We start from the raw sequence: 20,477 nt of genomic DNA, 5'->3' as shown, positions 1-20,477 counted from the left end.
GCGCGAGGCGCCCCGGGAACTCAGTGGCGCACCGACCGCCACGTGGTCGTCGCGGCGGCGGACAGCAGGGCGGCGGTCACCCAGAAGATCGACGCGACACCGGCGACCCCGGCGATCGCGCCGGCCACCATGGGCACCGCGACCTGCCCGAGACGGTTGCCGGTCAATCGCACCGCCAGCGCCGACGCGCGGTCGGCCGGTGCGACGAGTTCGACCACCCACGTCATCGTCAGGGGTTGGCCGACGCCCCAGAACATTCCGCACACGGCGAGCAACGCGCCGATGACCCAGGGATTCGGCACGAGCGGCAGCAGCGCGACCGGCACGATGGTCCCGGCGGTCGCGGAGACGAGCAGCCACCTGCGCGGAATCCGGCGCAACGCCCACGGCAGCAGAGCACGCGAGACGATCGACGCCATGGTGCGGGCGGTGAGCAGGATCGACACCAGGAGCACACCGAACCCGAACTGCTCACCGAGCAACGGCAGGTAGGCCACGACCAGGTCGACCGAGGCGAGGACCACCAGGCTCGACAGCATTGCGGGCTTCATGCCCTTCGTCGCGAGCATCGACAGGATCGACTGCGGCGCGCCGTCCTCCGCGGTGCGACCGGAGCCGGGCGGCTCGCGGAGCCCCAGCACCAGCGGCAGGGAGAGCAGCGAAAACACCGTCATGACCAGCAACGCTCCAGTGGTCTCGACGGAGCCGTTGCCGTCGCCGGTGGTCGCGGCGATCACGCCGGCGACGGGCACACCGACGGCCTGACCGACCGACACACCCAGCGTGAGACCGGCGAACCCGCGATCCAGTTGCCCCGGCGGCGACAGGATCGACACGAATGCCTGCCCCGACACCGTGACGAGCAACTGTCCGAGACCGAGCACGACATTGCCGGCGGCGAGCACGAACAATCCCGAACTGAGAGCGATCAACCCGGCACCGACCGTGGTGACGACGATGCCCGAACGCAGAATGGCGGTCGTGTGCCCGCGGTCCACGACACGTCCCATCCGCACCGCCGCGATCAGCGGAACGATGGCGTAGAGCGCGGTGACGGCACCGATGGTCGTCGCGTCACCGCCCAGCGCGAGAATCCGGTAGGAGACCAGGACACGGATCGACTGGAATGCCGCGTGCAGCAGGGCCGTGGACAAGCACAGATACAGCAGCCAGTGACGCGGAGGATGCGGCATATGTCAGGCGCCGGCGGTCACGACCCGGTCGCCGAGCGGCGACTGCAAGGAGACCTCGAGGGCGCCGACGACGGCGACCATGATGCACATGCGGTCCTGCATCTCCGGCAGCGTGCCGCCGAGGAGCGTCACCGTCACCGTGTCGTCCGTTTCGGTGACGGTCGCGTCGACGCCGAAGCACTCGGGGGTGCCCGTCTCGAAGTGCAGGGCGATCCGGTCGTCGCTCACCCGCGACCACGACAGGATCGTCAGCGGATGCGCATCGACGATGTCGGGTCGCGCCGAGAACGCCGTCGCCCCTGCCGGAACCGGTTCCTCGGGCAGCGCGGGGACGTCCGGTGTACCCGAACTCGATCCGCAGGCCGCGATGAGCAGGCACATCGCGAGGACGGTGATTCCCCGGCAAGCACGGACGACGGAACGCATGGTTCCCACGGTATTCCCGTGTCGCGTGTTCATCACGCCAGCAGGGCGGCGGTCACGCCGATCGCAGGGATGGAGGCGAGGGTGGTGACGAGGGCGGCGTCGCGGGCGAGCACCGTGCCGCGACCGTAAGCGCTCGCGTAGACGAACACGTTCTGCGCGGTGGGAAGCGCGGCGACCACCACGACGGCGAACAGCGCATGGCCGTCGAGGCCGAACACGAAACGCCCCATCAGATACGCGAGCACCGGCTGGGCGAAGATCTTGAGCACCGAGGCGAGCGCGATGTCGCGGCGCGGGCTCGTCCCCTTCTCGAGCACCCGGACGCCCTGCAGCGACAATCCGAACGCGAGCAGCGCACCGGGCACCGACGCGCCGCCGAGCAGATGGAACGGCTGCAGCAACGCCTCGGGAGGCGCCCACTCGCTGATCGCGATGGCGAGTCCGGCCGCGGCGGCCAGGACGATGGGGTTCTTGAACGGCGCGAGCAGGGTGTCGAGGAGCGAGACCCCGGCGCGCATCGTCGACAGGTCGAGCATCGTCAGCGCGATGGGGGAGAGCACGACGATCTGGAACAACAACAGGGGCGCGACGAACGACGCGTCGCCGAGCACGAAGACCGCAATGGGGATGCCGAGGTTCGCGGAGTTGACGTAGCCGGCGCACAGCGCGCCGATGGTCGCCTCGGGAACCGCACGTCGCAGCCAGAGCTTCGCGACGACGAAGTGCACGATCGCGACGGCGAACGCCGTGGCCGCTGCGATGTAGAGATTGGGCGAGAAGATCACCGACAGGTCGGACGTCGCGAGCACGTCGAACAGCAGCGCGGGGGTGGCGACGAAGAAGACGAGCCGGCTGAGCACCGTCTGCGCCTCGTGCCCGAGGGTGCCCAGGCGCCCCAGCGTGAAGCCGATGGCGATGATCACGAAGATGACACTGAACCCCGCGATCACACCCGACACGGTTGCCTAGTCTAAGGACCCCGGAGTGTCGTCCCGCCATCGGACCGCAGCGAGCGTCGAGACCGGTGTTGTTTGTGATTCTCGGCCGATCTTCGAAAACAACACCGGTCTCGGGTGCACATACGACGACGCCGCCCCTCCCGATGGGGAGAGGCGGCGTCGGAAGCTACGACCTACTTGCTGCTGACGTAGGGGAGCAAGGCCATCTCACGGGCGTTCTTCACCGCGACGGCCACCTGACGCTGCTGCTGCGGGGTCAGGCCCGTGACGCGACGGCTGCGGATCTTGCCGCGGTCGGAGATGAAGGTGCGGAGCAGATTGACGTCCTTGTAGTCGACGTACTCGATCTTCGCCGCGAAGAGGGGGTTCTTCTTGGGCTTGCGTCCCTCTACGGCACGCGACTTCTTCGACGGTCCTCGCTTGACTGCCATATCTCGCTCCTCACCAGCTCGACTTGTGGACGCCGGGTAGTTCCCCGCGGTGGGCGAGTTCACGCACACGCACTCGTGAGAGCCCGAACTTTCGCAGGTGGCCGCGCGGGCGGCCGTCCGCAGCGTCTCGATTGCGCAATCGTACCGGACTGGCGTCGCGGGGTAGACGCTGCAGTGCCCGCTGGGCTTCGCTGCGCTCTTCGGGCGAGGCCGACGGTCGGCGCACGACCTCCTTCAGTTCCGCGCGGCGCTCGGCGTACCGGGCCACGATCGCCTTCCGTTGCTCGTTGCGTGCGATCTTCGATTTCTTCGCCACGACTACTTCTCCTCGCGGAAGTCGACGTGTCTGCGCAGCACGGGGTCGTACTTGCGCAGGACGAGACGGTCGGGATCGTTCCGGCGGTTCTTCCGGGTGACGTAGGTGTAGCCGGTCCCGGCGGTCGAGCGAAGCTTGACGACGGGCCGGATCTCGCTGCGTGCTGCCATCAGAACTTCTCCCCGCGGGCACGCAGACGTGCGACAACGCTCTCGATGCCGTCGCGGTCGACGATCTTGATGCCCTTGGTGGACAGGTTCAGCGCGACCCGGCGTCCGAGCGAGGGTACGAAATAGGTTCTGCGCTGGATGTTCGGGTTCCACCGCCGGTTGGTGCGGACATGGGAGTGCGATACGGATCTCCCGAAACCGGGTCGCCGCCCGGTGAGTTGGCACGTGGCCGACACGTCGGCTCCTTTCGTAGGTAACGACAATCATTTTCGACAAAGTGCGCCGCCAACTGTACGCTTTGACATTGTTAATGACAATCGTTATCGAAAGGGATGCTGTGGACATCAGGACGCCGCTCGTCATCGTCTGCGGATGGCGCGGACGGACTGCGCAGGCCGCGCGGTCACTACTGCGTCCGGGCACCGCGGTCGTCCACCATGACCTGTCCGGTCTCGACCAGGGCGTACTCCGCCGCTCCGTGCTCACCGTCGAGGATGAACGCACCGAGATCCTCGAACTCGCGCACGGGTGCGTCTCCTGCACACTGCGCGAGGATCTGCTGCCGCTTCTGCGCCGCATGCGCGACTACAGCAGCGTCGACCGGATCGTGCTGCACCTCGACCCGCAACTCGAACCCGAGGCATTGTGCTGGGCAGTCGAACATGTCGTGGTGAGCGGGATCGTCGGTCGTGTCGACGGACCCGCGTCCCTCGATGTCCGGGTGGACGGCGTCGTGACCTGCCTCGACGCCGCAACCTGGCTCGAGGACGCGACGGGCGACGACGAACTGAACGAGCGTGTCGACGACGACCGCACCCTGGCGCAGGTCGTCGTCGGCCAGGTCGAGTTCGCCGATGCGCTGGTGGTGCTCCCCGGAGCGGACGGCTGGCAGCAGGCGCGCCTGCACGCGGTGCTCACCCGACTCGCCCCGGACGCGCCGATCGCGTGGGCGGGGGAACCGGACGTCGAGCGGCTCCTCCGGGAGATACCCGCCACCGCTCGTCGGGGGGCGATCGACGGGGCGCACTCGCCTCTCCTGCGAGGTCAACCGCCTCTCGACGACGACTGCGGAATCCGCCTCGTCGAGTTCTCCGCCGACCGGCCGTTCCATCCGGAACGTCTCCACCACGCGATCGACGTGCTGCTCGACGGCGTCGTGCGCGCCCGCGGGCGACTGTGGGTCGCCACCCAACCCGACAATGCGCTGCTCGTCGAATCAGCCGGTGGAGGACTGCGGGTCGCTCACGCGGGGCCATGGCTCGCGTCGATGACTCCCGATCAGCAGCGCGAGATCCCGGCGGAACGCCGCGCGATGGCGTCGCTGCGCTGGGACGAACGCTACGGCGACCGGGACACGAGCATCGTCGTCCTCGTCCACGACGCCGACTCGGAACTCATCGACCGCACGCTGCGCGCGGCGGTCGTGACAGACGACGAGTTCGCCCGCCCCGATCTGTGGCCGACCTGGCGCGACCCCTTCGGCCGATTCCACGAAGACCCTTGTGACGACCTCCCGGCAGACCGCCGCGACAACGAGAGAGAAGGACACCGATGAAATCAGGCCTGCATCCCGACTACCACCCCGTGGTCTTCCAGGACGCCAACACCGGCGCCACCTTCCTGACCCGCTCCACCGCGACATCCGAACGCACGACCGTCTGGTCGGACGGCCTTACCTACCCGCTGATCGTCGTCGACGTCACAAGCGACTCGCATCCGTTCTGGACGGGCGCCGCCCGCCTGCTCGATACCGCCGGTCGCGTCGAGAAGTTCGAACGCAAGTACGGCCGGCGCCGACCCTGATCCCGCACGTCCCGACATCGAAGGAGAACGACATGGCAGTCCCCAAACGCAGGAAGTCCCGCTCCAACACCCGTCACCGCCGGTCGCAGTGGACGGCGAAGGTCCCCGATCTCGTGCCGATCACGGTCGACGGAACGACCGTGAAGGTGCCCCGCAGGCTCGTCGAGGCCGTGCACAGGGGTGAGGTCGACCCGCGGACCGACTGAGTCGTAGAGCCCGCCGGCCACCGCGGGTTCTCAGCGCGCTCTCAGTAGGCGCAGGCCACAATGGTGATCATGCGCATTCTGGTGGTCGACGACGACCGTGCAGTGCGGGAGTCGCTGCGCCGGTCACTGAGCTTCAACGGATACACGGTCGACCTCGCGACGGACGGGCAGGACGCCCTCGAACAGGTCGCGACGTCGCGTCCGGATGCGATGGTGCTCGACGTCATGATGCCGCGCGTCGACGGCCTCGAAGTGTGCCGCCGGCTCCGCAGCACCGGCGACGACCTGCCGATCCTCGTCCTCACGGCGCGCGACTCCGTCTCGGAGCGGGTCGCGGGTCTCGACGCGGGGGCCGACGACTACCTGCCGAAACCGTTCGCGCTCGAGGAACTGCTCGCGCGACTGCGGGCGCTGCTGCGTCGTGCCGCGCCCGACCCGGACTCGTCCGCCGACGAGGTGCTGCGGTTCGCCGACCTCAGCCTCGACCCTGCGACCCGCGAGGTCACTCGCGGCGACCGGCCGATCAGCCTCACCCGCACCGAGTTCTCCCTGATGGAGATGCTCATGGCAAACCCGAGGAGGGTTCTCACGCGCAGCCGCATCCTCGAGGAGGTGTGGGGTTACGACTTCCCGACCTCCGGCAACGCCCTCGAGGTCTACGTGGGGTATCTGCGACGCAAGACCGAGGCCGGTGGGGAACCGCGCCTGATCCACACGGTGCGCGGCGTCGGGTACGTGCTGCGCGAGACCCCGCCGTGAGCGACCTGATGCGACCACCTCTTCTCCTGACCCGCTCGGTGCCGCTGCGCATCCGCGTCACACTTCTCGCGGCCGGCGCAGTGGCGCTCGCCGTCGCCGTCACCTCCATCGCGGCCTACGCCGTGGTCTCGCGGGCGTTGTACTCGGAGGTCGACACCCAGTTGCGGGCGCGGGCCGCCGCGCTCGTCGAGTCGAGCACCCTCATCACCTACGACCCGCGCTACATCGGTGGGGCCCAGCTCTACAGCTCCGACATCAGCGTTGCCCTGATCTACCCGGATCTCGGCAGGTACGTGCCGCCGGGCTCGTCGGTGCCCATCGGCGAACCCGAACTGGCGGTGGCCGAGGGCGACCGGGAGTCGTCGCTGCGCACCGTCGCCCAGCAGCGCGTACTGGCCCAGCGCATGCCCGACGGCAGCACGGTCGTGATCGCGCAGCGACTGCGTCCCACCGTCGAGATCCTCAACCGCCTGGCGAGTGTGCTGTTCATCGTCGGCGGGTGCGGGGTGGTGCTCGCCGCCGCCGTCGGCGCGACCGTCGGCCGCACCGGTCTGCGTCCCGTCGCCCGGCTCACCGCCGCCGCCGAGCGGGTCGCGCGCACCGACGACCTGCGGCCCATCCGGGTGACCGGCCACGACGAGCTCGCCCGCCTCACCGAGAGCTTCAACATGATGCTGCGTGCGCTCGCCGAGTCGCGAGAACGGCAGAGCCGGCTGGTCGCCGACGCCGGCCACGAACTGAAGACACCCCTGACCTCGCTGCGCACCAACATGGAACTGCTCATCGCCGCGAGCCGTCCCGGTGCACCGAGCCTGCCCGACGAGGACATGGCCGAGCTGCGGGCCGACGTCATCGGCCAGATCGAGGAGTTGTCGACGCTCGTCGGCGATCTCGTCGACCTCGCTCGTGAGGATGCGCCGGAGACGGTCTTCGAGGTCGTCGACGTCGCCGAGGTGGTGGACCGCAGTCTCGAACGTGCGCGTCGACGGCGTACCGACATCGAGTTCCGGGCCACCACCGAGCAGTGGTTCGTCTTCGGCGACCAGGCCGGACTCACCCGCGCCGTGGTCAACGTCCTCGACAACGCGGCCAAGTGGAGCCCGGCGGGGGAAGACGTCGTCGTGAACATGCGGCAGATCGCCAGCGGTCTGATGGAGCTGACCGTCGACGACGCCGGCCCGGGGATCCCGGAGGAGGAACGCGAACTGGTGTTCGAACGGTTCTACCGGGCGACGACCGCGCGGTCGATGCCGGGATCCGGTCTGGGACTGGCCATCGTGCGACAGATGGTCACGAAGCACGGCGGGACGATCGCCGTCGAACGGTCGAATCGGGGCGGCGCGCTGATCCGCATCGTGCTGCCCGGCACACCGGCCCTCGACGGAGAGACACACCCCACCGAGATCGAGTGAATTCGACAGCAGAATCGCGGGTACTTCTGAGGCGACTCTCAGCTGCCCGGTCCATGCTTGACGAAGAAGCGCGGAGGTGCTCGACGCACCCCGCATCATCGGCCACCGCACGCCGACGTCGACCCGTATGCGTCCGGTGGCCCCGGCGGACGAAGGTGAAGTGACGAATGAGTGAGGACCCCACCCGCGGCGCGGGAGCACCGCAACCGCAACCCCATCCGTACGGCCCCGGCGGATACACCGGCCCCTACCCGCAGACACCCCAGCAGTCGGCACCTCCGCCACCGACCGCAGGATTTGGCCGGATGCCGGGTCGCTCCGCCCTCGCCGTGGGGGCCATCGCGCTCGCGCTGGTGAGCGGCGGCATCGGTGGCGCGGTCGGCGCGTGGTCGGTGCGCGATTCGTCCGGACCGGTCGTCAACTCCCTCGACGCTCCGAAGCCCGATACCCAGTCGGTCGCCGCTGCCCCCGAGGGCAGCGTGCAGGCCGTCGCCGACAAGGTCGTGCCGAGCGTCGTGCGGATCGAGGTCGCAGGACGCACCGGCGCGGGTGAAGGGTCGGGCGTGGTCCTGTCGTCGGACGGATTGATCCTCACCAACAACCACGTCGTGGCGGGTGGAGGTCAGGGGGCGCAACTGACGGTCTTCTTCTCGGACGGGTCCACCGCGCCGGCGACGGTCGTCGGTGCGGATGCGGTGTCGGACATCGCTGTCATCCGGACCGAAGGGCGCACCGATCTCACTCCCATCGAACTCGGTAGTTCGGAGAATCTTGCGGTAGGCCAGGAGGTCGTGGCCGTCGGATCACCGCTCGGACTGCAGAGCACCGTGACGGCGGGCATCGTGTCCGCACTCAACCGGCCCGTGTCCACGAGCGGGGACAACGCCAATCAGGCGTCGGTCATCGACGCGATCCAGACCGACGCGGCGATCAACCCCGGCAACTCCGGCGGTGCGCTGGTCGACATGGAAGGCCGCCTCGTCGGCATCAACACCGCGATCGCCACGGCCGGCGGACAGTCGGGTTCGATCGGCCTGGGTTTCGCGATCCCCGTCGAACAGGCCCGGCGTGTCGCGCAGGAGCTCGTCGACACGGGTAAGGCGACGCACGCGATCATCGGTGTCCAGGTTCCGTCCCGGGACGACGCCTACGGTGCGCGCGTCGTGGAGGTCGTGCCCGACGGGCCGGCCGACCGAGCCGGAATCCCCGACAACGCGATCATCGTCCGGATCGACGATCGGGTCGTGACCGACGGCGACTCGCTCATCGCCGCGATCCGCTCCCGCGCGCCGGGGGACACCGTGAAGATCACCTACAAGACGCCCGACGGCAACGAGACCACAGTCGACGTGGTGACTGCGTCGGATTCGGCCGGACGATGAGGAACGACATGGACATAGCTCACATTCCGGTACAAGAGCCGCATGCTTTCGAGCCGCAAACTACCGTGGACCTCATGGAACTCGAAGCTCCCAGAAAAGGCCGCGCACTCGTCGTCGTCGTCGACGATCGCGTCTCCCACGGCGACAGTCCGGACTCCGCGGGTCCGCTCGTCACGGAGCTTCTCGTCGAAGGTGGCTTCGCCGTCGACGGTGTCGTCACGGTCGCTGCCGACGAGGTCGAGATCCGAAATGCACTCAATACCGCAGTGATCGGCGGCGTCGACCTGGTGATCTCCGTCGGTGGCACCGGTGTCACCCCGCGCGATGTGACTCCCGACGCGACCGAGGACGTACTCGATCATGAGATCCGCGGCATCGCCGAGGCGCTGCGTTCGTCGGGCCTGGCGTCGGGCGCCGTCGACGCCGGCCTCTCCCGCGGTCTCGTGGGAGTCTCCGGATCGACGCTCGTGGTGAACCTCGCGTCGTCGCGTCCCGCCATCCGCGACGGGATGGCGACGTTGTTGCCTCTCGCCGCGCACGTCATCGAAGAGTTGTCCTGGATGGAGGAGTGACGACGCCGTGTCCGACGACCGTGATCCCTCGCACGACGAGGTGACCGGCGAGCAGCAGCAGAGCCGTGCCCGGATCGACCGGGCACGGCTGGCGCGCATCTTCGGGGATGTACTTCCCGAGACGACACGCGACGAACGCGGCGAGAACGACTCCGGCGGTGGCGACTCGGATGAATGGCTGCGCAGGCAGGTGCCTCCACACCATTCCGGTGGGTGATCTGTATCACTGATGTCGAGTTGCGCTCAACCGGATTCCAACCCGTTGTCGACCGCAACGAAACGTCGCCGCAACGGTCCGTTCATCTCCATCTGGTCCGCGCGATCTTTTGAATCTGTGTTTCCAGTCACAGAAGGCATTTCGTCCTGCGCTCCCGGTGCACTGAATATGTGGCTTCTACCTGCGCCGATGTGGCGGTGGACGGGTCATGTACGTGTAATCCCGGGTTGCATATTCCACCCCGAAAAGTGTCCGATTTGTCCGCTTCGGTGAATCGCTGGGCGTGTGGCCTGCACCGCGCCTATACCGGAGCGTTACGAAAGCTAGGCGTTGCTCCAGGAATGGTCACGGTCTAATCTCCCTCTCAGGTTCAAACCGGTCGAGCCCAGGCTTCACGGCCTGGGCTCGGTCACGAATCGGTAAAGCAAAACCGTGCGGACGATGGACGTACCGACACACCGACGGGTGATCCGCCGGTGTGTTCGCTGTGGACAGCGGCCCGCGGGCGACAGGGCGACCACTTGTTGTCGGACGCGGTGCGCAACCCGGCACGCAGAGAACGGATGAGGCATTCATGAAGATTCAGACGCGACGTGGCTTCCGGGCCACCCGCAACGCCACGGTGGCAGCAGCTGCTGTGGCCGGTCTGGTTCTCGGATCGGCCGGCGCCGCAGGTGCCGAGGTCAACGACCAGAACCGGATCGTCTCCAACGGCCACGAGGTCATCGTCACGCAGGAGGACACCTTCATCAACGGTGTGCCCCCGATCGGCGGAAGCCCGCTGAGCCGTGAGTGGTTCCACAACGGCCGCGGCATCGCCAACATCGTCGGCCCCGAGGCGGCGGACTTCGAGGGTTCGACCTTCCAGTTCGGCTACCAGGTCGCGTGGACCGCTTCGGTGGACGGCGCGCTCGGCTTCAACTGGACCAGTCCGCAGGTCGAGCTGGGTGCAGTGCGAGGTGTCAAGAACGTGCCTCTCTACGACCAGGTGTGGAATACCAACGACGACGGTAAGTACATCGACTACGAAGGCAACGTTGTCGAAGCAGAGGACCGCGTCCCCGCGACAACAGATGGCACCGAAAAGGGTGACCCGCTGTTCGTCCCGAATGGGAAGACCAGCCCTGAGCCGTACGCCGAGGACGCCCTCGAAACGTCCGGGCTGCTGCCGCAGGCTACGGTCGCGATCGAGCTGACCCCGGCTCCTGGTATCGAAGAGGTTGTAGTCGCCGAAGGTGAGTTCGACGGTGACTTCAAGGAAGTTCAGATCGCCAACGTCCACGGTGCCGCTACAGGCGTCATCGGCCCGGTCTCCCTCCGTCCGTTCGTCCGTGTGATCACCGAGAACGGCGACAACGTCACCACCTACGGCCAGGTCTGGACCCTCTAGTCCTGCTCCGCGCCATCCCGCAAGAAATCCCCACCACCACAAACGGAGTAATCATGGGAATCAAGTCGCGTGGCTTCAAGGCCGCTCGTAACGCCACCGTCGCCGGTGCCGCCGTCCTCGGTCTGGTGCTCGGTGCCTCGGGCGCCGCTTCGGCCGAGGTCAACGACCAGAACCGCATCATCTCCGACGGCCTCGAGGTCGTCGTGACCCAGGAAGACACCTTCATCCAGGGTGTTCCGGCCCTCGGTGGCAGCCCGTTCAACCGCGAGTTCTTCCACAACGGCCGCGGCACCGCGAACCTCCTCGGTGAGGGCGCAGCCGACGCCGAGGGCACCACCTTCCAGTTCGGCTACCAGTTCGCGTGGGCCGGCAGCATCGACGGTGCCATCGGCGTGACCTACTCCACCCCGCAGCTGGAGCTCGACATCAGCGACTCTGTCGGCGCAACCGTTACCGACATCCTCCCGCAGGCCTACGCCGAGCTCGAGCTGACCCCGGCTCCGGGCATCGAGGAGCTCGTCGTCGCCGAGGGCGAGTTCGACGGTGATTTCAAGACCGTTCAGTTCTCCAACGTCCACGGCACGGCCTCCGGCGTCCTCGGCGCCGTCCAGGTCCGTCCGTTCGTCCGCGCCATCACGGCCAACGGCGACAACGTCACCACCTACGGCGCTCCCTGGACCGTCTAAGTAGACGTCCGGCTCAGGCCGAACACAGCACGACAAGACCGGGCTCGCTCGAATCTCGAGCGGGCCCGGTCTTTTTCGTCGTCGACCACCTACTCGATGCCCGGGTTGGGTTTGGCGTGAGCGCCCTGAGTAGCCTGGCCGGCCTGTGCCTCGAGGATGTCGCGGATCTGGATGAGCAGGTCCTCGGCGCTGGCCTGCTTGTCCTCCGGTTCGGTGACGAACTTCTTCTTCGCCGCGTTGGCGGGGACGATGAGCACGAAGTACACGACCGCGGCGATGATGATGAAGTTGATGATCGCGGAGATCACCGCGCCGATGTTCACGAAGGTCTCCGGGTTGCCGCTCACGATCTCGAAGCCCCAGCCCATCTCGTTGTCGCCGCCCACCGCGCTGATGAGCGGCTCGATGATGTTCGCGGTGAAGGCGGTGACGATAGCGGTGAACGCCGCACCGACCACGACGGCGACGGCGAGATCGAGGACGTTGCCCCTGAGTATGAAGTCCTTGAAGCCCTTCAGCATGGTGTGCTCCTTTTCGCGGCCTGTCCGCCGGAGCCGCGCACATGAGGTAGGTCACACGGACGTTCACACGATAAACCGCGAGGTCGGTTACGGGTGGCGATTGCGCTGGGGAAACGAGCGGATGCTCAGTGCAGTGTGACGGTCAGAGCACTGACGAGTGACGCCGCCGCGACCGCCGTGGCAGGTTCGGGCTCCAGCGCGACCAGCACGACCCGCTCGTTCCGATCCCGCGTCGAGCCGCCGGATTCGGCCAGCACCACCACTGCACCCCGAGCGAGGACGTGGGCGCCGGGCAGGGGTCCCTCTTCGGTCTCCGTCACCGTCAGGACATCGACGCGGTCGCCCTCACGGAGCAGTTCGCTCACCCCGGCATCGGCGAGGCGGATGGGCACTACGCGGGCCTCGGTGGAGCCGGTGGCGACTGCGGCGAGACGAGGACCGAGAAGGCGGGTGTCCACGAGGGGTTCACCGGCCGGCACAGGGCCGGCGAGAGTGTGGCCCACGGCGTCGTCGACGTCGTGCAGGGTCCCGGCGACCACAGTGGACCGATCGCGCTCCACGTGCGCGACGTCGTCGGCCGTGAGGGTGTGCCCGGGCGCGAGATCGTGAGCCGCGACGACGACACCCACACGATCGGTGTCGGGGTCGCCGCGCAGCGCGAGGATCACCGCGAGGACGGCGAGGAGTCCGGCCGCGATCCGGCGGGCCCGGACGATGCGCGACCAGCCGGGGCGGAGGAGTTCGACGAACCGGTCGGGGAAGGTGGGCTGCAGCGAGGCACCCGCAGAGGAGCGCGAGTGGTGCGGATGCGCGCGCTCACGCTGGAGGAACGAGAAAGGGCCGACGGGCATGCCCCGAACCTAGAAGGTGGGGATGCTCTGTCGGCCCCGATGAACCCTCGGAGACGGCGGTCTGTGGATGACTCGACCGCCTGTGGACAAAGGAGTCCGGAGGTCAGCTCGCGGCGGCCGCCGGAGCCGAGGACGTGCTGCTCGACGACGAGCTGCTGTCGCTCGACGAGGAGCTGGTCGAGTTCGTCGACGCGGATTCGCTCGCGGTGCTGCCGCTGCGGGAGTCGGTGCGGTAGAAGCCGCTGCCCTTGAACACGATGCCGACCGAGTTGAAGAGCTTGCGCAGCTTGCCCTCGCACTGCGGGCATTCGGTCAGGGAGTCGTCACTGAAGGACTGCACGATGTCGAACTTGTTGTCGCAGGCCGTGCAGGCATATGAGTAGGTGGGCACCGGTTGATCCTCCGCCAGTTCGTCGAACCGCAGTATTGGTCGTACTGCAGTTTTGGCACTCTACCGCCGACAGTGCCAACAGCGCTAGGGAGTGTGTTGTTCCGCACGGTCGCCGCTACCGAGCCGGACCAGCCCTTTCCCGGGTGTCAGCGCCCATCCCATACGGATGTCGTGGGGGTCCTCGGGGAGTTCGTCGACGAGCTCTTCATCGCGGACCACCGCGATGATCACGGCCTCGGGTGAGGCGAGGTGCAAGGTGCGGTCGTAGAAGCCGGCGCCGCGGCCGAGCCGCACGCCCCGCGCGTCCACCGCCAGGGCGGGGACGAGCACCGTGTGAGCCTTCGCCACCGTCTCGGGCGGGAAGATCTCACCACCCGGCTCGCGCAGCCCGAAATCGGCCGCCATCAGCGTCTTCTCGCCCATGTAGCGGGCCCATGACAACGGTTCGCCGGTGCGGGTCACCGGGACGAGCACCGTCGTTCCGGCCTCGGTCAGAGCGTCGAGGAGCGCGATCGATCCGGGCTCCGAACCCACGGGCACATATGCGCACACCATCGACCCCGCCGGGGCCAGCGTCGAGGCCACCGTGGCGAGCGCGGTGTCCTCGATTCTGCGCCTCGCAGCACTCAGCTCGCGCCGAGCTGTAAGAATGCGGTCACGCCAGACCGCTTTCGGGGGTGGGGGCATGTCTGCGCCTTACGATCGCCGAACCACCGTCCTCGGTGGCCGAAGTTTAGGGTGGGAGTCTATGACGAACAGTACGACCGGAGGCACGCGGCATTTCAAGACCGCGGTTGTCCCCGCAGCAGGTATGGGGACGCGGTTCCTTCCCGCAACCAAGACGGTTCCGAAGGAACTCCTGCCGGTGGTCGACACGCCCGGCATCGAGCTCGTGGCGGGTGAAGCCGCGGAGTCGGGCGCCGAACGCCTTCTCATCGTGACGGCGCCGGGCAAGGACGGCGTGGTCGCGCACTTCGTCGAGGACCTCGTCCTCGAGTCCAAGCTCGAGGAGAAGGGCAAGTACGAGCTCCTCGCCAAGGTCCGCAAGGCCCAGGGGCTGCTCGAGGTCGAGTCCGTGGTCCAGGAGAAGCCGCTCGGCCTCGGTCACGCCGTGGCGTGCGCCGAAGAGGCGCTCGATCCCGACGAGGACGCGATCGCCGTGCTGCTGCCCGACGACCTCGTGCTGCCGGTCGGCGTGCTCGAGACGATGCAGCGCGTCCGCGCCAAGCGTGGCGGTTCTGTGCTGTGCGCGATCGACGTGCCCAAGGAACAGGTCAGCGCGTACGGCGTCTTCGACGTCGAGGTCGTGCCGGACGCCGCCAACCCCGACGTGCTCAAGGTACTCGGCATGGTCGAGAAGCCGGCCGTAGAGGACGCACCGTCGACCTTCGCCGCCGCCGGCCGATACCTGCTCGACCGGGCGATCTTCGACGCACTGCGTCGCATCGAGCCCGGAGCCGGGGGAGAGTTGCAGCTCACCGACGCGATCGCCCTGCTCATCTCCGAGGGCCACCCCGTTCACGTGGTGGTGCACCGCGGCACCCGACACGACCTCGGAAATCCCGGGGGCTATCTGCGCGCTGCGGTTGACTCGGCGTTGAACACGGAAGAGTACGGGCCCTCGCTGCGCGAGTGGCTCATCGAGCGCTTGAAGCGCTGACTGCAGGACGGGCTGGAGGACGAGAAGCGGTATGCGGTCGGTTGAGGATCAGCAGGCCAGGGTCACGGCGGCGGCAGTCGCACCCCGGCCGGTCCGGGTGGCCATTTCCGAGGCGCAGGGTCTGCTGTGCGCGGAGGAAGTGGTCACCGAGCGACCCCTACCCGGATTCGACCAGGCGGCGATCGATGGCTACGCCGTGCGCAGCGTCGACCTCCAAGCCCCGGCCGAGACCGACGGCGGGTCCGCGCCCGCCGAGGTGACGCTGCCGGTCGTGGGCGAGGTGCGTGCCGGTTCGCGTCAGCCGATCCGTCTCCAGCCCCGTCAGGCGGTGCGCGTCGACACCGGTGCGCCGCTGCCGACGCTCGCCGACGCGGTGCTGCCGCTCGACAACACCGACGGCGGTGCCGCGCGCATCAAGGTGCTCGAACCGGTGCGGTCCGGCGACTACGTGCGCCGCACCGGCGACGACGTCCAGCCCGGCGACATCGCAGTGCGGGCCGGGACGATCATCGGGGCCGCCCAGGTAGGTCTGCTCGCCGCGGTCGGCCGCGACAAGGTGCTCGTCCATCCGCGCCCGCGACTGTCGGTCATCTCCGTCGGCGGCGAACTCGTCGACGTCGACCGCACCCCGGGGCCGGGACAGGTCTACGACGTCAACTCCTACGCGCTGGCCGCGGCCGCGCGTGACGCCGGAGCCGACGTCAACCGGGTCGGGATCGCCAGTACCGACCCGAAGCGGCTGCGCGAGGTCGTCGAGGGTCAGCTGATCCGCGCCGAGATCGTCGTGATCGCCGGGGCCGTGGGCGGCGGCGCGCTCGAGGAGGTCCGCGAGGCGCTGTCCGATCTCGGCGAGATGGGCGTCGAGCGGATCGCGATGCATCCGGGCTCGGTCCAGGGCTTCGGACGTCTCGGCCGCGACGAGGTGCCGACCTTCCTGCTGCCCGCCAATCCGGTGAGCGCGCTCGTCGTCTTCGAGGTGATGGTCCGGCCGCTGATCCGCATCGCGCTCGGCCGTCGCCAGCCGATGCGCCGCGTGGTCTCGGCACGCACGGTCGCCCCCATCACCTCGATCCCCGATCGCAAGGGTTTCCTGCGCGGCCGGCTCATGCGCGACGAAACGACGGGCGACTATCTCGTGCAGGCGCTCGGCGGCGCCGCGGGTTCGTCGTCGCATCTGCTCGCCACCCTCGCCGAGGCGAACTGTCTCGTCATCGTCGATCCCGAGGTCTCCGAAATCCGCACGGGAGACCCGGTGGACGTGGCGTTCCTCGGGCAGCGTGGTTGATGTCCCGTCATCCCGGCTGGCCGGCGGAGCTCGGGCCGCTGCGGGTGGCAGGGGGCGTGGTGACCGTCCGATCGATCCGACTGCGCGACGCCGCGGCGTGGAGCCGTCTGCGTCTGCGTGATCGCGCGCATCTCGAGCCGTGGGAACCGACCGGTGAGGCGCCGTGGGACATGCGGCACCACATCTCGGTGTGGCCGGGGCTCTACCGGAGTCTGCGCTCGGAGGCCCGCAAGGGCCTGATGCTGCCGATGGCCATCGAGCTGGACGGCAGATTCTGCGGGCAGCTGACGGTGGGCAACATCGTGCGCGGAGCGTTGCGCTCGGCCTGGATCGGCTATTGGGTGGAGAAGGAGGTCAACGGCCTCGGTGTCGCGACCGCCGCCGTCGCCCTGGGCCTCGACCACTGCTTCGGCCCGGTCGGGCTGCACCGCGTCGAGGCCACCGTGCGCCCGGAGAACGAGGCCAGTCGCGCGGTGCTGCGCAAGGTCGGCTTCCGCGAGGAAGGTCTGCTGAAGCGCTACCTCGACGTCCAGGGCCGGTTCCGCGACCATCTGCTGGTCGCGATGACGGTCGAGGAGGTGCCGGGCTCGGTCTCGGATCGCCTCGTCCGTGCCGGTCGCGCGACCTGGTCTTGATCGCTTTCCGTCTCGAGTCGGGTTCGTCCGCTATGTAACGCAGGTTACTCGCAACTCGAGTAACAATCCCCAGCGCGTGTGGGATCTCTGTGATTAGAGTGAAGAAAGTGTCAATTGGTTTCGCGTGACTCGAGTGACGTCTGTTGTCGATCGAGTCGGCGTTTCTGTACAGGTAAACGCGGTGATGCCGTTAGCCTCATGTAGGTCGGTGGCGTCGACGGGCTGGTAGGGCGACGACTGGAGGGAGGACCACCGGATGCCGAACTCGCTTCTGTGGATCGGGCTCGTTGCCGTGTGGTTGTTCGTTCTGGTTCCCATGCTGGTCACGAAGCGTCCTCGAATCCGGCAGACGACCGACGCCGCGCTCGCAACTCGAGTTCTGCACCGCGGAGACGACGAGCCGATCACCCCTCGAGGGCCGGCCGCCGGGCACCGCAGCGATCCTCATTGGCGTCCGAGTCGTGACCGCACGCACCGCACCCCCGCGGAGGACCGCATGAACACTGAACTCGACGACAGGCCGGAGATCGATTCCGACGAGGCCGACGTCCACCACGAAGCAGCACCCGATCGTGAGCCCGTGCGCGCACACGCACCGCAACGCCGGGGCCGCGGCGGATTCGACCCGCACGCCGATGCGGTCGCCAGCGCCGCACGATACGAATTCCGGCAGCGGGCCGTCCTCGGCCTGCTGATCGCCGCGATCATGACCTCGGCGCTCGCCCTGATCGTCTCGTCGGTCATGTGGTGGCTCGCCGGTCTCGCGGCCGTGGCCCTCGTCGCCTATCTGTTCTACCTGCGGCGCCAGGTGCATCTCGAGCAGGAGATCCGGCGGCGTCGCCTCGCGCGACTGCAACGGTCCCGCGCGGGGGCCCGCGGCGGCCACGACGACGTTCCGCAGCGCCTGCGTCGCCCGGGGGCCGTGGTCCTCGAGGTCGACGACGAGGATCCGGAGTTCGAGCACCTCGATCGCTACGAGGACGACTACGGCATCGACCACGGCTACGACGTCCGAGCGAGCGACGGCGACGACGAGTCCGGCGACTACGTCGTTCCCCGCGCAGTGGGGGAATGATCGTCCTGCGACGCTTACGGCGGGGCCCGCACCGAATCTGTGCGGGCCCCGACCCGGCTTCGGAGCAGGCCGTGAAATCGCCCGTCACCTGCGCCGACACTCCGATTTCGTGATGGACGGGGTGGTTTGCTAGAGTTTGCGAGTCGGTTCCCTCGGAACCTACGGGGCTGTGGCGCAGTTGGTAGCGCGCTTCGTTCGCATCGAAGAGGTCAGGGGTTCGATTCCCCTCAGCTCCACCCCTGAAAGCCCCGCCCTCGGCGGGGCTTTCGTCGTATGCAGGGCCATTCGCTGGCGGGTCCACGCCGAACCCGGCAGACTGTGTGGCATGGACCACAGGATGAGTGACGACGAGTTGCGTCGGGCGATCCGGGTACTGCGCGAGCGCGCCGACCTCGCGCGCAGCGAGAATCGCCACGACGATGTCGAGATGATCGAGCGCACGATTCGGCAATACCAGGAGGAGATGGCCCAGCGGCTCTGAGTTTCCATCCGCCGGAGCCCAACACTCCGGCTCCCAGGTCGCTTCGCTCGGACACACAAGTCGCTTCGCTCGGACACACAAGTCGCTTCGCTCGGACACACAAGTCGCTTCGCTCCGGCGCATCCGGTTCGTCCGTGGCGCGCCGGAGCGTCGAGTCGTCACGGCGAGGCTAGGGTGTCGCCATGGCGATCACCGACCTGCGCGGAACCAAATTCCTTGTGACCGGCGCGGCCAGCGGAATCGGCCGCGCCCTGGCCCATGCGGCCTCCGATCGCGGGGCCCGGCTGGTGCTCACCGACCTGCAGGAGGAGGCCCTCGACGAGGTCGTCCGCAGCGTTCGTGAACGCGGCGGCACCGTGCTGCACTCGGCCGCCCTCGACATCTCCGACTACGAGGCCGTCACCGCCTTCGCCCGCGACGTGCACGAGGCGTGCGGGTCGCTCGACATCGTCGCCAACGTCGCCGGAGTGTCGGTGTGGGGCACCGTCGACCGGCTGCAGCACGAGCACTGGAAGCTCATGGTGGACGTCAACCTCATGGGGCCCATCCACGTCATCGAGAACTTCGTGCCGGCCATGATCGAGGCCGGTCGCGGCGGGCACATCGTCAACGTCTCCTCGGCCGCCGGGCTGCTCGCCCTGCCGTGGCACGCCGCCTACAGCGCAAGCAAGTTCGGTCTGCGGGGAGTGTCGGAGGTGCTGCGGTTCGACCTCAAGCGCGACGGCATCGGTGTCTCGCTGGTCGTCCCGGGGGCCGTGCGTACACCGCTCGTCGACACCGTGCAGATCGTCGGCGTCGACCGTGATCGTCCCGAGGTCCGCAAACTCACCCAACGGTTCGTCCGCCACGCCGCGACTCCCGAGAAGGTGGCCGAGCGCATCGTCACCGGCATCCTGAAGAACCGCTTCATGGTCTACACGTCCTTCGACACCCGGTTCGGTTACTGGTGGGCGCGTAAGTTCGCGCCGCCCTACAACCTCGTCATGCAGGCCGCCAACGACTACTTCCGTCGCGTCGTCGGCACCAAATGAAATTCGGCGCGACATGATTCAGTGGATCCGATACCGCTCGGCGGGGCCGGAACCACCTGAATCATTCCGGCGCGCGGTGCAGCTCGGCGTGCAGATGATGCGTCAGAGGGGTGTCGGCGTGGGCCATCCAGAAGTCGTAGACCAGCACGTCGCCGTCGACCTCGAAACGCCGCCGGACCTCGTGCACGGGCTTGGCGTCGGGTGAGCGCTCCAGGGTGAGGGTGGTGAAGTCCAGCACGCCGCCCTCCGGCCGGGCCCGCTGGATCTCGACGAACCCGGTGGGCTGCGAGACGAGCAGTTCGACGTCGTCGCCGCTGCGGCGCAGGTAGCCGTTCTCAGTGTGCAACGGGCGTCCCTCCGTGCGGTGCCGCGTACGGCTGACGTACATCAGGAAGGGCTTTCCGGGAATGGTGGCGAACTCGATCGTCTCGTCGTACGCGAAGTCGTCGATGGTGGGGTAGTGGCCGTCGCCACCTCCGGTCCAGCGCCCGGCGAACGGTGCCAGGCACCCGAGCGGGTCGTCGGCCATGAAATCTCCCTCGTGTTCTCGGTGTGTTCTTCGCAATCGTTGCCGCCGTATTCGACGCGCCCGACCCGGATGCCGCCGTCCTGCGCGATACCGTGA

The 20,477-nt window shown here is 68.1% G+C and carries 28 protein-coding genes and 1 tRNA gene; 17 read left to right on the top strand and 12 right to left on the bottom strand.

Annotation, left to right across the window (positions count from 1 at the left end):
• Positions 1–20: 20 nt before the first annotated feature.
• The 7 genes from M3330_RS06675 to rpmB all read right to left on the bottom strand — a co-directional run bounded on the left by M3330_RS06675 (position 21) and on the right by rpmB (position 3,731).
• A complete protein-coding gene (locus tag M3330_RS06675) occupies positions 21–1,193 on the bottom strand; it encodes an MFS transporter (RefSeq protein ID WP_006553773.1) in 1,173 nt (390 codons plus the stop codon).
• Positions 1,194–1,196: 3 nt separating this feature from the next.
• A complete protein-coding gene (locus M3330_RS06670) occupies positions 1,197–1,619 on the bottom strand; it encodes a hypothetical protein (RefSeq protein WP_019288797.1) in 423 nt (140 codons plus the stop codon).
• A gap of 32 nt (positions 1,620–1,651) precedes the next feature.
• Entirely contained in the window at positions 1,652–2,578 is a 927-nt protein-coding gene (locus tag M3330_RS06665; RefSeq protein ID WP_255027815.1) for an AEC family transporter, read from the bottom strand.
• Between the two features lie 173 nt (positions 2,579–2,751).
• Complete coding sequence (gene rpsR / locus M3330_RS06660) at positions 2,752–3,009, bottom strand: 30S ribosomal protein S18 (RefSeq protein WP_006553776.1); 258 nt, start codon at positions 3,007–3,009, stop codon at positions 2,752–2,754.
• 10 nt (positions 3,010–3,019) lie between these two features.
• Positions 3,020–3,325, bottom strand: coding sequence for a 30S ribosomal protein S14 (rpsN, locus tag M3330_RS06655; protein WP_255027805.1), 306 nt, complete (start codon positions 3,323–3,325; stop codon positions 3,020–3,022).
• A gap of 2 nt (positions 3,326–3,327) precedes the next feature.
• Positions 3,328–3,495: a 50S ribosomal protein L33 gene (rpmG, locus tag M3330_RS06650; protein WP_006553778.1), complete on the bottom strand. Its 168-nt coding sequence runs from the start codon at positions 3,493–3,495 to the stop codon at positions 3,328–3,330.
• The gene (rpmB, locus tag M3330_RS06645) at positions 3,495–3,731 is read right to left on the bottom strand and encodes a 50S ribosomal protein L28 (RefSeq protein ID WP_033098235.1); all 237 of its coding nucleotides are present in this window, start codon (positions 3,729–3,731) and stop codon (positions 3,495–3,497) included. Before rpmB ends, rpmG begins: the two co-directional genes overlap by 1 nt.
• Before the next feature lie 101 nt (positions 3,732–3,832).
• On the opposite strand from rpmB, the gene M3330_RS06640 reads away from it, so the two are divergent.
• The 10 genes from M3330_RS06640 (at position 3,833) to M3330_RS06595 (ending at position 11,922) form a co-directional block, all read left to right on the top strand.
• Positions 3,833–5,050 (top strand): GTP-binding protein, encoded by a 1,218-nt coding sequence (locus M3330_RS06640; protein ID WP_033098236.1) that lies wholly within the window; start codon positions 3,833–3,835, stop codon positions 5,048–5,050.
• On the top strand, positions 5,047–5,298 hold the full coding sequence (locus M3330_RS06635) for a type B 50S ribosomal protein L31 (RefSeq protein WP_006553781.1): 252 nt from the start codon (positions 5,047–5,049) through the stop codon (positions 5,296–5,298). Before M3330_RS06640 ends, M3330_RS06635 begins: the two co-directional genes overlap by 4 nt.
• Before the next feature lie 32 nt (positions 5,299–5,330).
• Complete coding sequence (gene rpmF, locus M3330_RS06630) at positions 5,331–5,504, top strand: 50S ribosomal protein L32 (protein ID WP_006553782.1); 174 nt, start codon at positions 5,331–5,333, stop codon at positions 5,502–5,504.
• 63 nt (positions 5,505–5,567) lie between these two features.
• Positions 5,568–6,263: a response regulator transcription factor gene (locus tag M3330_RS06625; protein WP_170318560.1), complete on the top strand. Its 696-nt coding sequence runs from the start codon at positions 5,568–5,570 to the stop codon at positions 6,261–6,263.
• Positions 6,264–6,271: 8 nt separating this feature from the next.
• On the top strand, positions 6,272–7,675 hold the full coding sequence (locus tag M3330_RS06620) for a HAMP domain-containing sensor histidine kinase (protein WP_050993447.1): 1,404 nt from the start codon (positions 6,272–6,274) through the stop codon (positions 7,673–7,675).
• Positions 7,676–7,842: 167 nt separating this feature from the next.
• The gene (locus M3330_RS06615; protein WP_198040599.1) at positions 7,843–9,057 is read left to right on the top strand and encodes a S1C family serine protease; all 1,215 of its coding nucleotides are present in this window, start codon (positions 7,843–7,845) and stop codon (positions 9,055–9,057) included.
• Positions 9,058–9,131: 74 nt separating this feature from the next.
• The gene (locus M3330_RS06610) at positions 9,132–9,629 is read left to right on the top strand and encodes a molybdenum cofactor biosynthesis protein B (RefSeq protein ID WP_006553786.1); all 498 of its coding nucleotides are present in this window, start codon (positions 9,132–9,134) and stop codon (positions 9,627–9,629) included.
• 7 nt (positions 9,630–9,636) lie between these two features.
• A complete protein-coding gene (locus M3330_RS06605) occupies positions 9,637–9,846 on the top strand; it encodes a hypothetical protein (protein WP_006553787.1) in 210 nt (69 codons plus the stop codon).
• Between the two features lie 574 nt (positions 9,847–10,420).
• On the top strand, positions 10,421–11,236 hold the full coding sequence (locus tag M3330_RS06600; RefSeq protein WP_255027798.1) for an MspA family porin: 816 nt from the start codon (positions 10,421–10,423) through the stop codon (positions 11,234–11,236).
• Positions 11,237–11,289: 53 nt separating this feature from the next.
• Positions 11,290–11,922 (top strand): MspA family porin, encoded by a 633-nt coding sequence (locus M3330_RS06595; RefSeq protein ID WP_255027796.1) that lies wholly within the window; start codon positions 11,290–11,292, stop codon positions 11,920–11,922.
• Positions 11,923–12,011: 89 nt separating this feature from the next.
• Here M3330_RS06595 and mscL read toward each other — a convergent pair whose 3' ends face one another.
• From mscL to M3330_RS06575, 4 genes are all read right to left on the bottom strand, one after another.
• A complete protein-coding gene (gene mscL / locus M3330_RS06590; protein ID WP_006553790.1) occupies positions 12,012–12,443 on the bottom strand; it encodes a large-conductance mechanosensitive channel protein MscL in 432 nt (143 codons plus the stop codon).
• A 125-nt stretch (positions 12,444–12,568) separates the two neighbouring features.
• The gene (locus M3330_RS06585) at positions 12,569–13,294 is read right to left on the bottom strand and encodes an SAF domain-containing protein (protein WP_039583554.1); all 726 of its coding nucleotides are present in this window, start codon (positions 13,292–13,294) and stop codon (positions 12,569–12,571) included.
• A 103-nt stretch (positions 13,295–13,397) separates the two neighbouring features.
• Positions 13,398–13,685, bottom strand: a complete 288-nt coding sequence (locus tag M3330_RS06580) for an FmdB family zinc ribbon protein (RefSeq protein WP_255027786.1) — start codon at positions 13,683–13,685, stop codon at positions 13,398–13,400.
• Positions 13,686–13,769: 84 nt separating this feature from the next.
• A complete protein-coding gene (locus M3330_RS06575; RefSeq protein ID WP_255027783.1) occupies positions 13,770–14,372 on the bottom strand; it encodes a 5-formyltetrahydrofolate cyclo-ligase in 603 nt (200 codons plus the stop codon).
• Positions 14,373–14,433: 61 nt separating this feature from the next.
• Here M3330_RS06575 and M3330_RS06570 point away from each other — a divergent pair, with 61 nt between their 5' ends.
• The 7 genes from M3330_RS06570 to M3330_RS06540 all read left to right on the top strand — a co-directional run bounded on the left by M3330_RS06570 (position 14,434) and on the right by M3330_RS06540 (position 19,852).
• The gene (locus M3330_RS06570; RefSeq protein WP_006553794.1) at positions 14,434–15,345 is read left to right on the top strand and encodes a UTP--glucose-1-phosphate uridylyltransferase; all 912 of its coding nucleotides are present in this window, start codon (positions 14,434–14,436) and stop codon (positions 15,343–15,345) included.
• Between the two features lie 31 nt (positions 15,346–15,376).
• Complete coding sequence (glp, locus tag M3330_RS06565) at positions 15,377–16,630, top strand: gephyrin-like molybdotransferase Glp (protein WP_019288788.1); 1,254 nt, start codon at positions 15,377–15,379, stop codon at positions 16,628–16,630.
• On the top strand, positions 16,630–17,265 hold the full coding sequence (locus M3330_RS06560; protein WP_255027780.1) for a GNAT family N-acetyltransferase: 636 nt from the start codon (positions 16,630–16,632) through the stop codon (positions 17,263–17,265). Before glp ends, M3330_RS06560 begins: the two co-directional genes overlap by 1 nt.
• Before the next feature lie 256 nt (positions 17,266–17,521).
• Positions 17,522–18,340 (top strand): gephyrin-like molybdotransferase receptor GlpR, encoded by an 819-nt coding sequence (gene glpR, locus M3330_RS06555; RefSeq protein ID WP_024103194.1) that lies wholly within the window; start codon positions 17,522–17,524, stop codon positions 18,338–18,340.
• 163 nt (positions 18,341–18,503) lie between these two features.
• Positions 18,504–18,576 (top strand) — tRNA-Ala (locus tag M3330_RS06550).
• 101 nt (positions 18,577–18,677) lie between these two features.
• The gene (locus M3330_RS06545; RefSeq protein WP_153811617.1) at positions 18,678–18,821 is read left to right on the top strand and encodes a hypothetical protein; all 144 of its coding nucleotides are present in this window, start codon (positions 18,678–18,680) and stop codon (positions 18,819–18,821) included.
• A gap of 182 nt (positions 18,822–19,003) precedes the next feature.
• A complete protein-coding gene (locus M3330_RS06540; RefSeq protein WP_024103196.1) occupies positions 19,004–19,852 on the top strand; it encodes an SDR family oxidoreductase in 849 nt (282 codons plus the stop codon).
• 61 nt (positions 19,853–19,913) lie between these two features.
• On the opposite strand, the gene M3330_RS06535 is transcribed toward M3330_RS06540, so the two are convergent.
• Entirely contained in the window at positions 19,914–20,381 is a 468-nt protein-coding gene (locus M3330_RS06535) for an FABP family protein (protein ID WP_138841957.1), read from the bottom strand.
• Between the last annotated feature and the right edge of the window lie 96 nt (positions 20,382–20,477).

It is taken from the genome of Rhodococcus sp. GA1 (genome assembly GCF_024321955.1).
In the GTDB taxonomy this organism is placed as follows: Bacteria; Actinomycetota; Actinomycetes; order Mycobacteriales; family Mycobacteriaceae; genus Rhodococcus; species Rhodococcus pyridinivorans.
This window is presented reverse-complemented; position numbering and strand designations above follow the sequence as displayed.

Coding starts and splice junctions, on each gene's coding strand:
- M3330_RS06610 (WP_006553786.1), top strand. CDS start 9,132: ATGGAACTCGAAGCTCCCAGAAAAGGCCGCGCACTCGTCGTCGTCGTC.
- mscL (WP_006553790.1), bottom strand. CDS start 12,443: ATGCTGAAGGGCTTCAAGGACTTCATACTCAGGGGCAACGTCCTCGAT.
- M3330_RS06620 (WP_050993447.1), top strand. CDS start 6,272: ATGCGACCACCTCTTCTCCTGACCCGCTCGGTGCCGCTGCGCATCCGC.
- M3330_RS06670 (WP_019288797.1), bottom strand. CDS start 1,619: ATGCGTTCCGTCGTCCGTGCTTGCCGGGGAATCACCGTCCTCGCGATG.
- M3330_RS06600 (WP_255027798.1), top strand. CDS start 10,421: ATGAAGATTCAGACGCGACGTGGCTTCCGGGCCACCCGCAACGCCACG.
- M3330_RS06545 (WP_153811617.1), top strand. CDS start 18,678: ATGAGTGACGACGAGTTGCGTCGGGCGATCCGGGTACTGCGCGAGCGC.
- glpR (WP_024103194.1), top strand. CDS start 17,522: ATGCCGAACTCGCTTCTGTGGATCGGGCTCGTTGCCGTGTGGTTGTTC.
- M3330_RS06535 (WP_138841957.1), bottom strand. CDS start 20,381: ATGGCCGACGACCCGCTCGGGTGCCTGGCACCGTTCGCCGGGCGCTGG.
- M3330_RS06585 (WP_039583554.1), bottom strand. CDS start 13,294: ATGCCCGTCGGCCCTTTCTCGTTCCTCCAGCGTGAGCGCGCGCATCCG.
- M3330_RS06595 (WP_255027796.1), top strand. CDS start 11,290: ATGGGAATCAAGTCGCGTGGCTTCAAGGCCGCTCGTAACGCCACCGTC.
- M3330_RS06575 (WP_255027783.1), bottom strand. CDS start 14,372: ATGCCCCCACCCCCGAAAGCGGTCTGGCGTGACCGCATTCTTACAGCT.
- rpsR (WP_006553776.1), bottom strand. CDS start 3,009: ATGGCAGTCAAGCGAGGACCGTCGAAGAAGTCGCGTGCCGTAGAGGGA.
- M3330_RS06675 (WP_006553773.1), bottom strand. CDS start 1,193: ATGCCGCATCCTCCGCGTCACTGGCTGCTGTATCTGTGCTTGTCCACG.
- M3330_RS06560 (WP_255027780.1), top strand. CDS start 16,630: ATGTCCCGTCATCCCGGCTGGCCGGCGGAGCTCGGGCCGCTGCGGGTG.
- M3330_RS06570 (WP_006553794.1), top strand. CDS start 14,434: ATGACGAACAGTACGACCGGAGGCACGCGGCATTTCAAGACCGCGGTT.
- rpmF (WP_006553782.1), top strand. CDS start 5,331: ATGGCAGTCCCCAAACGCAGGAAGTCCCGCTCCAACACCCGTCACCGC.
- glp (WP_019288788.1), top strand. CDS start 15,377: ATGCGGTCGGTTGAGGATCAGCAGGCCAGGGTCACGGCGGCGGCAGTC.
- rpmG (WP_006553778.1), bottom strand. CDS start 3,495: ATGGCAGCACGCAGCGAGATCCGGCCCGTCGTCAAGCTTCGCTCGACC.
- M3330_RS06540 (WP_024103196.1), top strand. CDS start 19,004: ATGGCGATCACCGACCTGCGCGGAACCAAATTCCTTGTGACCGGCGCG.
- M3330_RS06615 (WP_198040599.1), top strand. CDS start 7,843: ATGAGTGAGGACCCCACCCGCGGCGCGGGAGCACCGCAACCGCAACCC.
- M3330_RS06635 (WP_006553781.1), top strand. CDS start 5,047: ATGAAATCAGGCCTGCATCCCGACTACCACCCCGTGGTCTTCCAGGAC.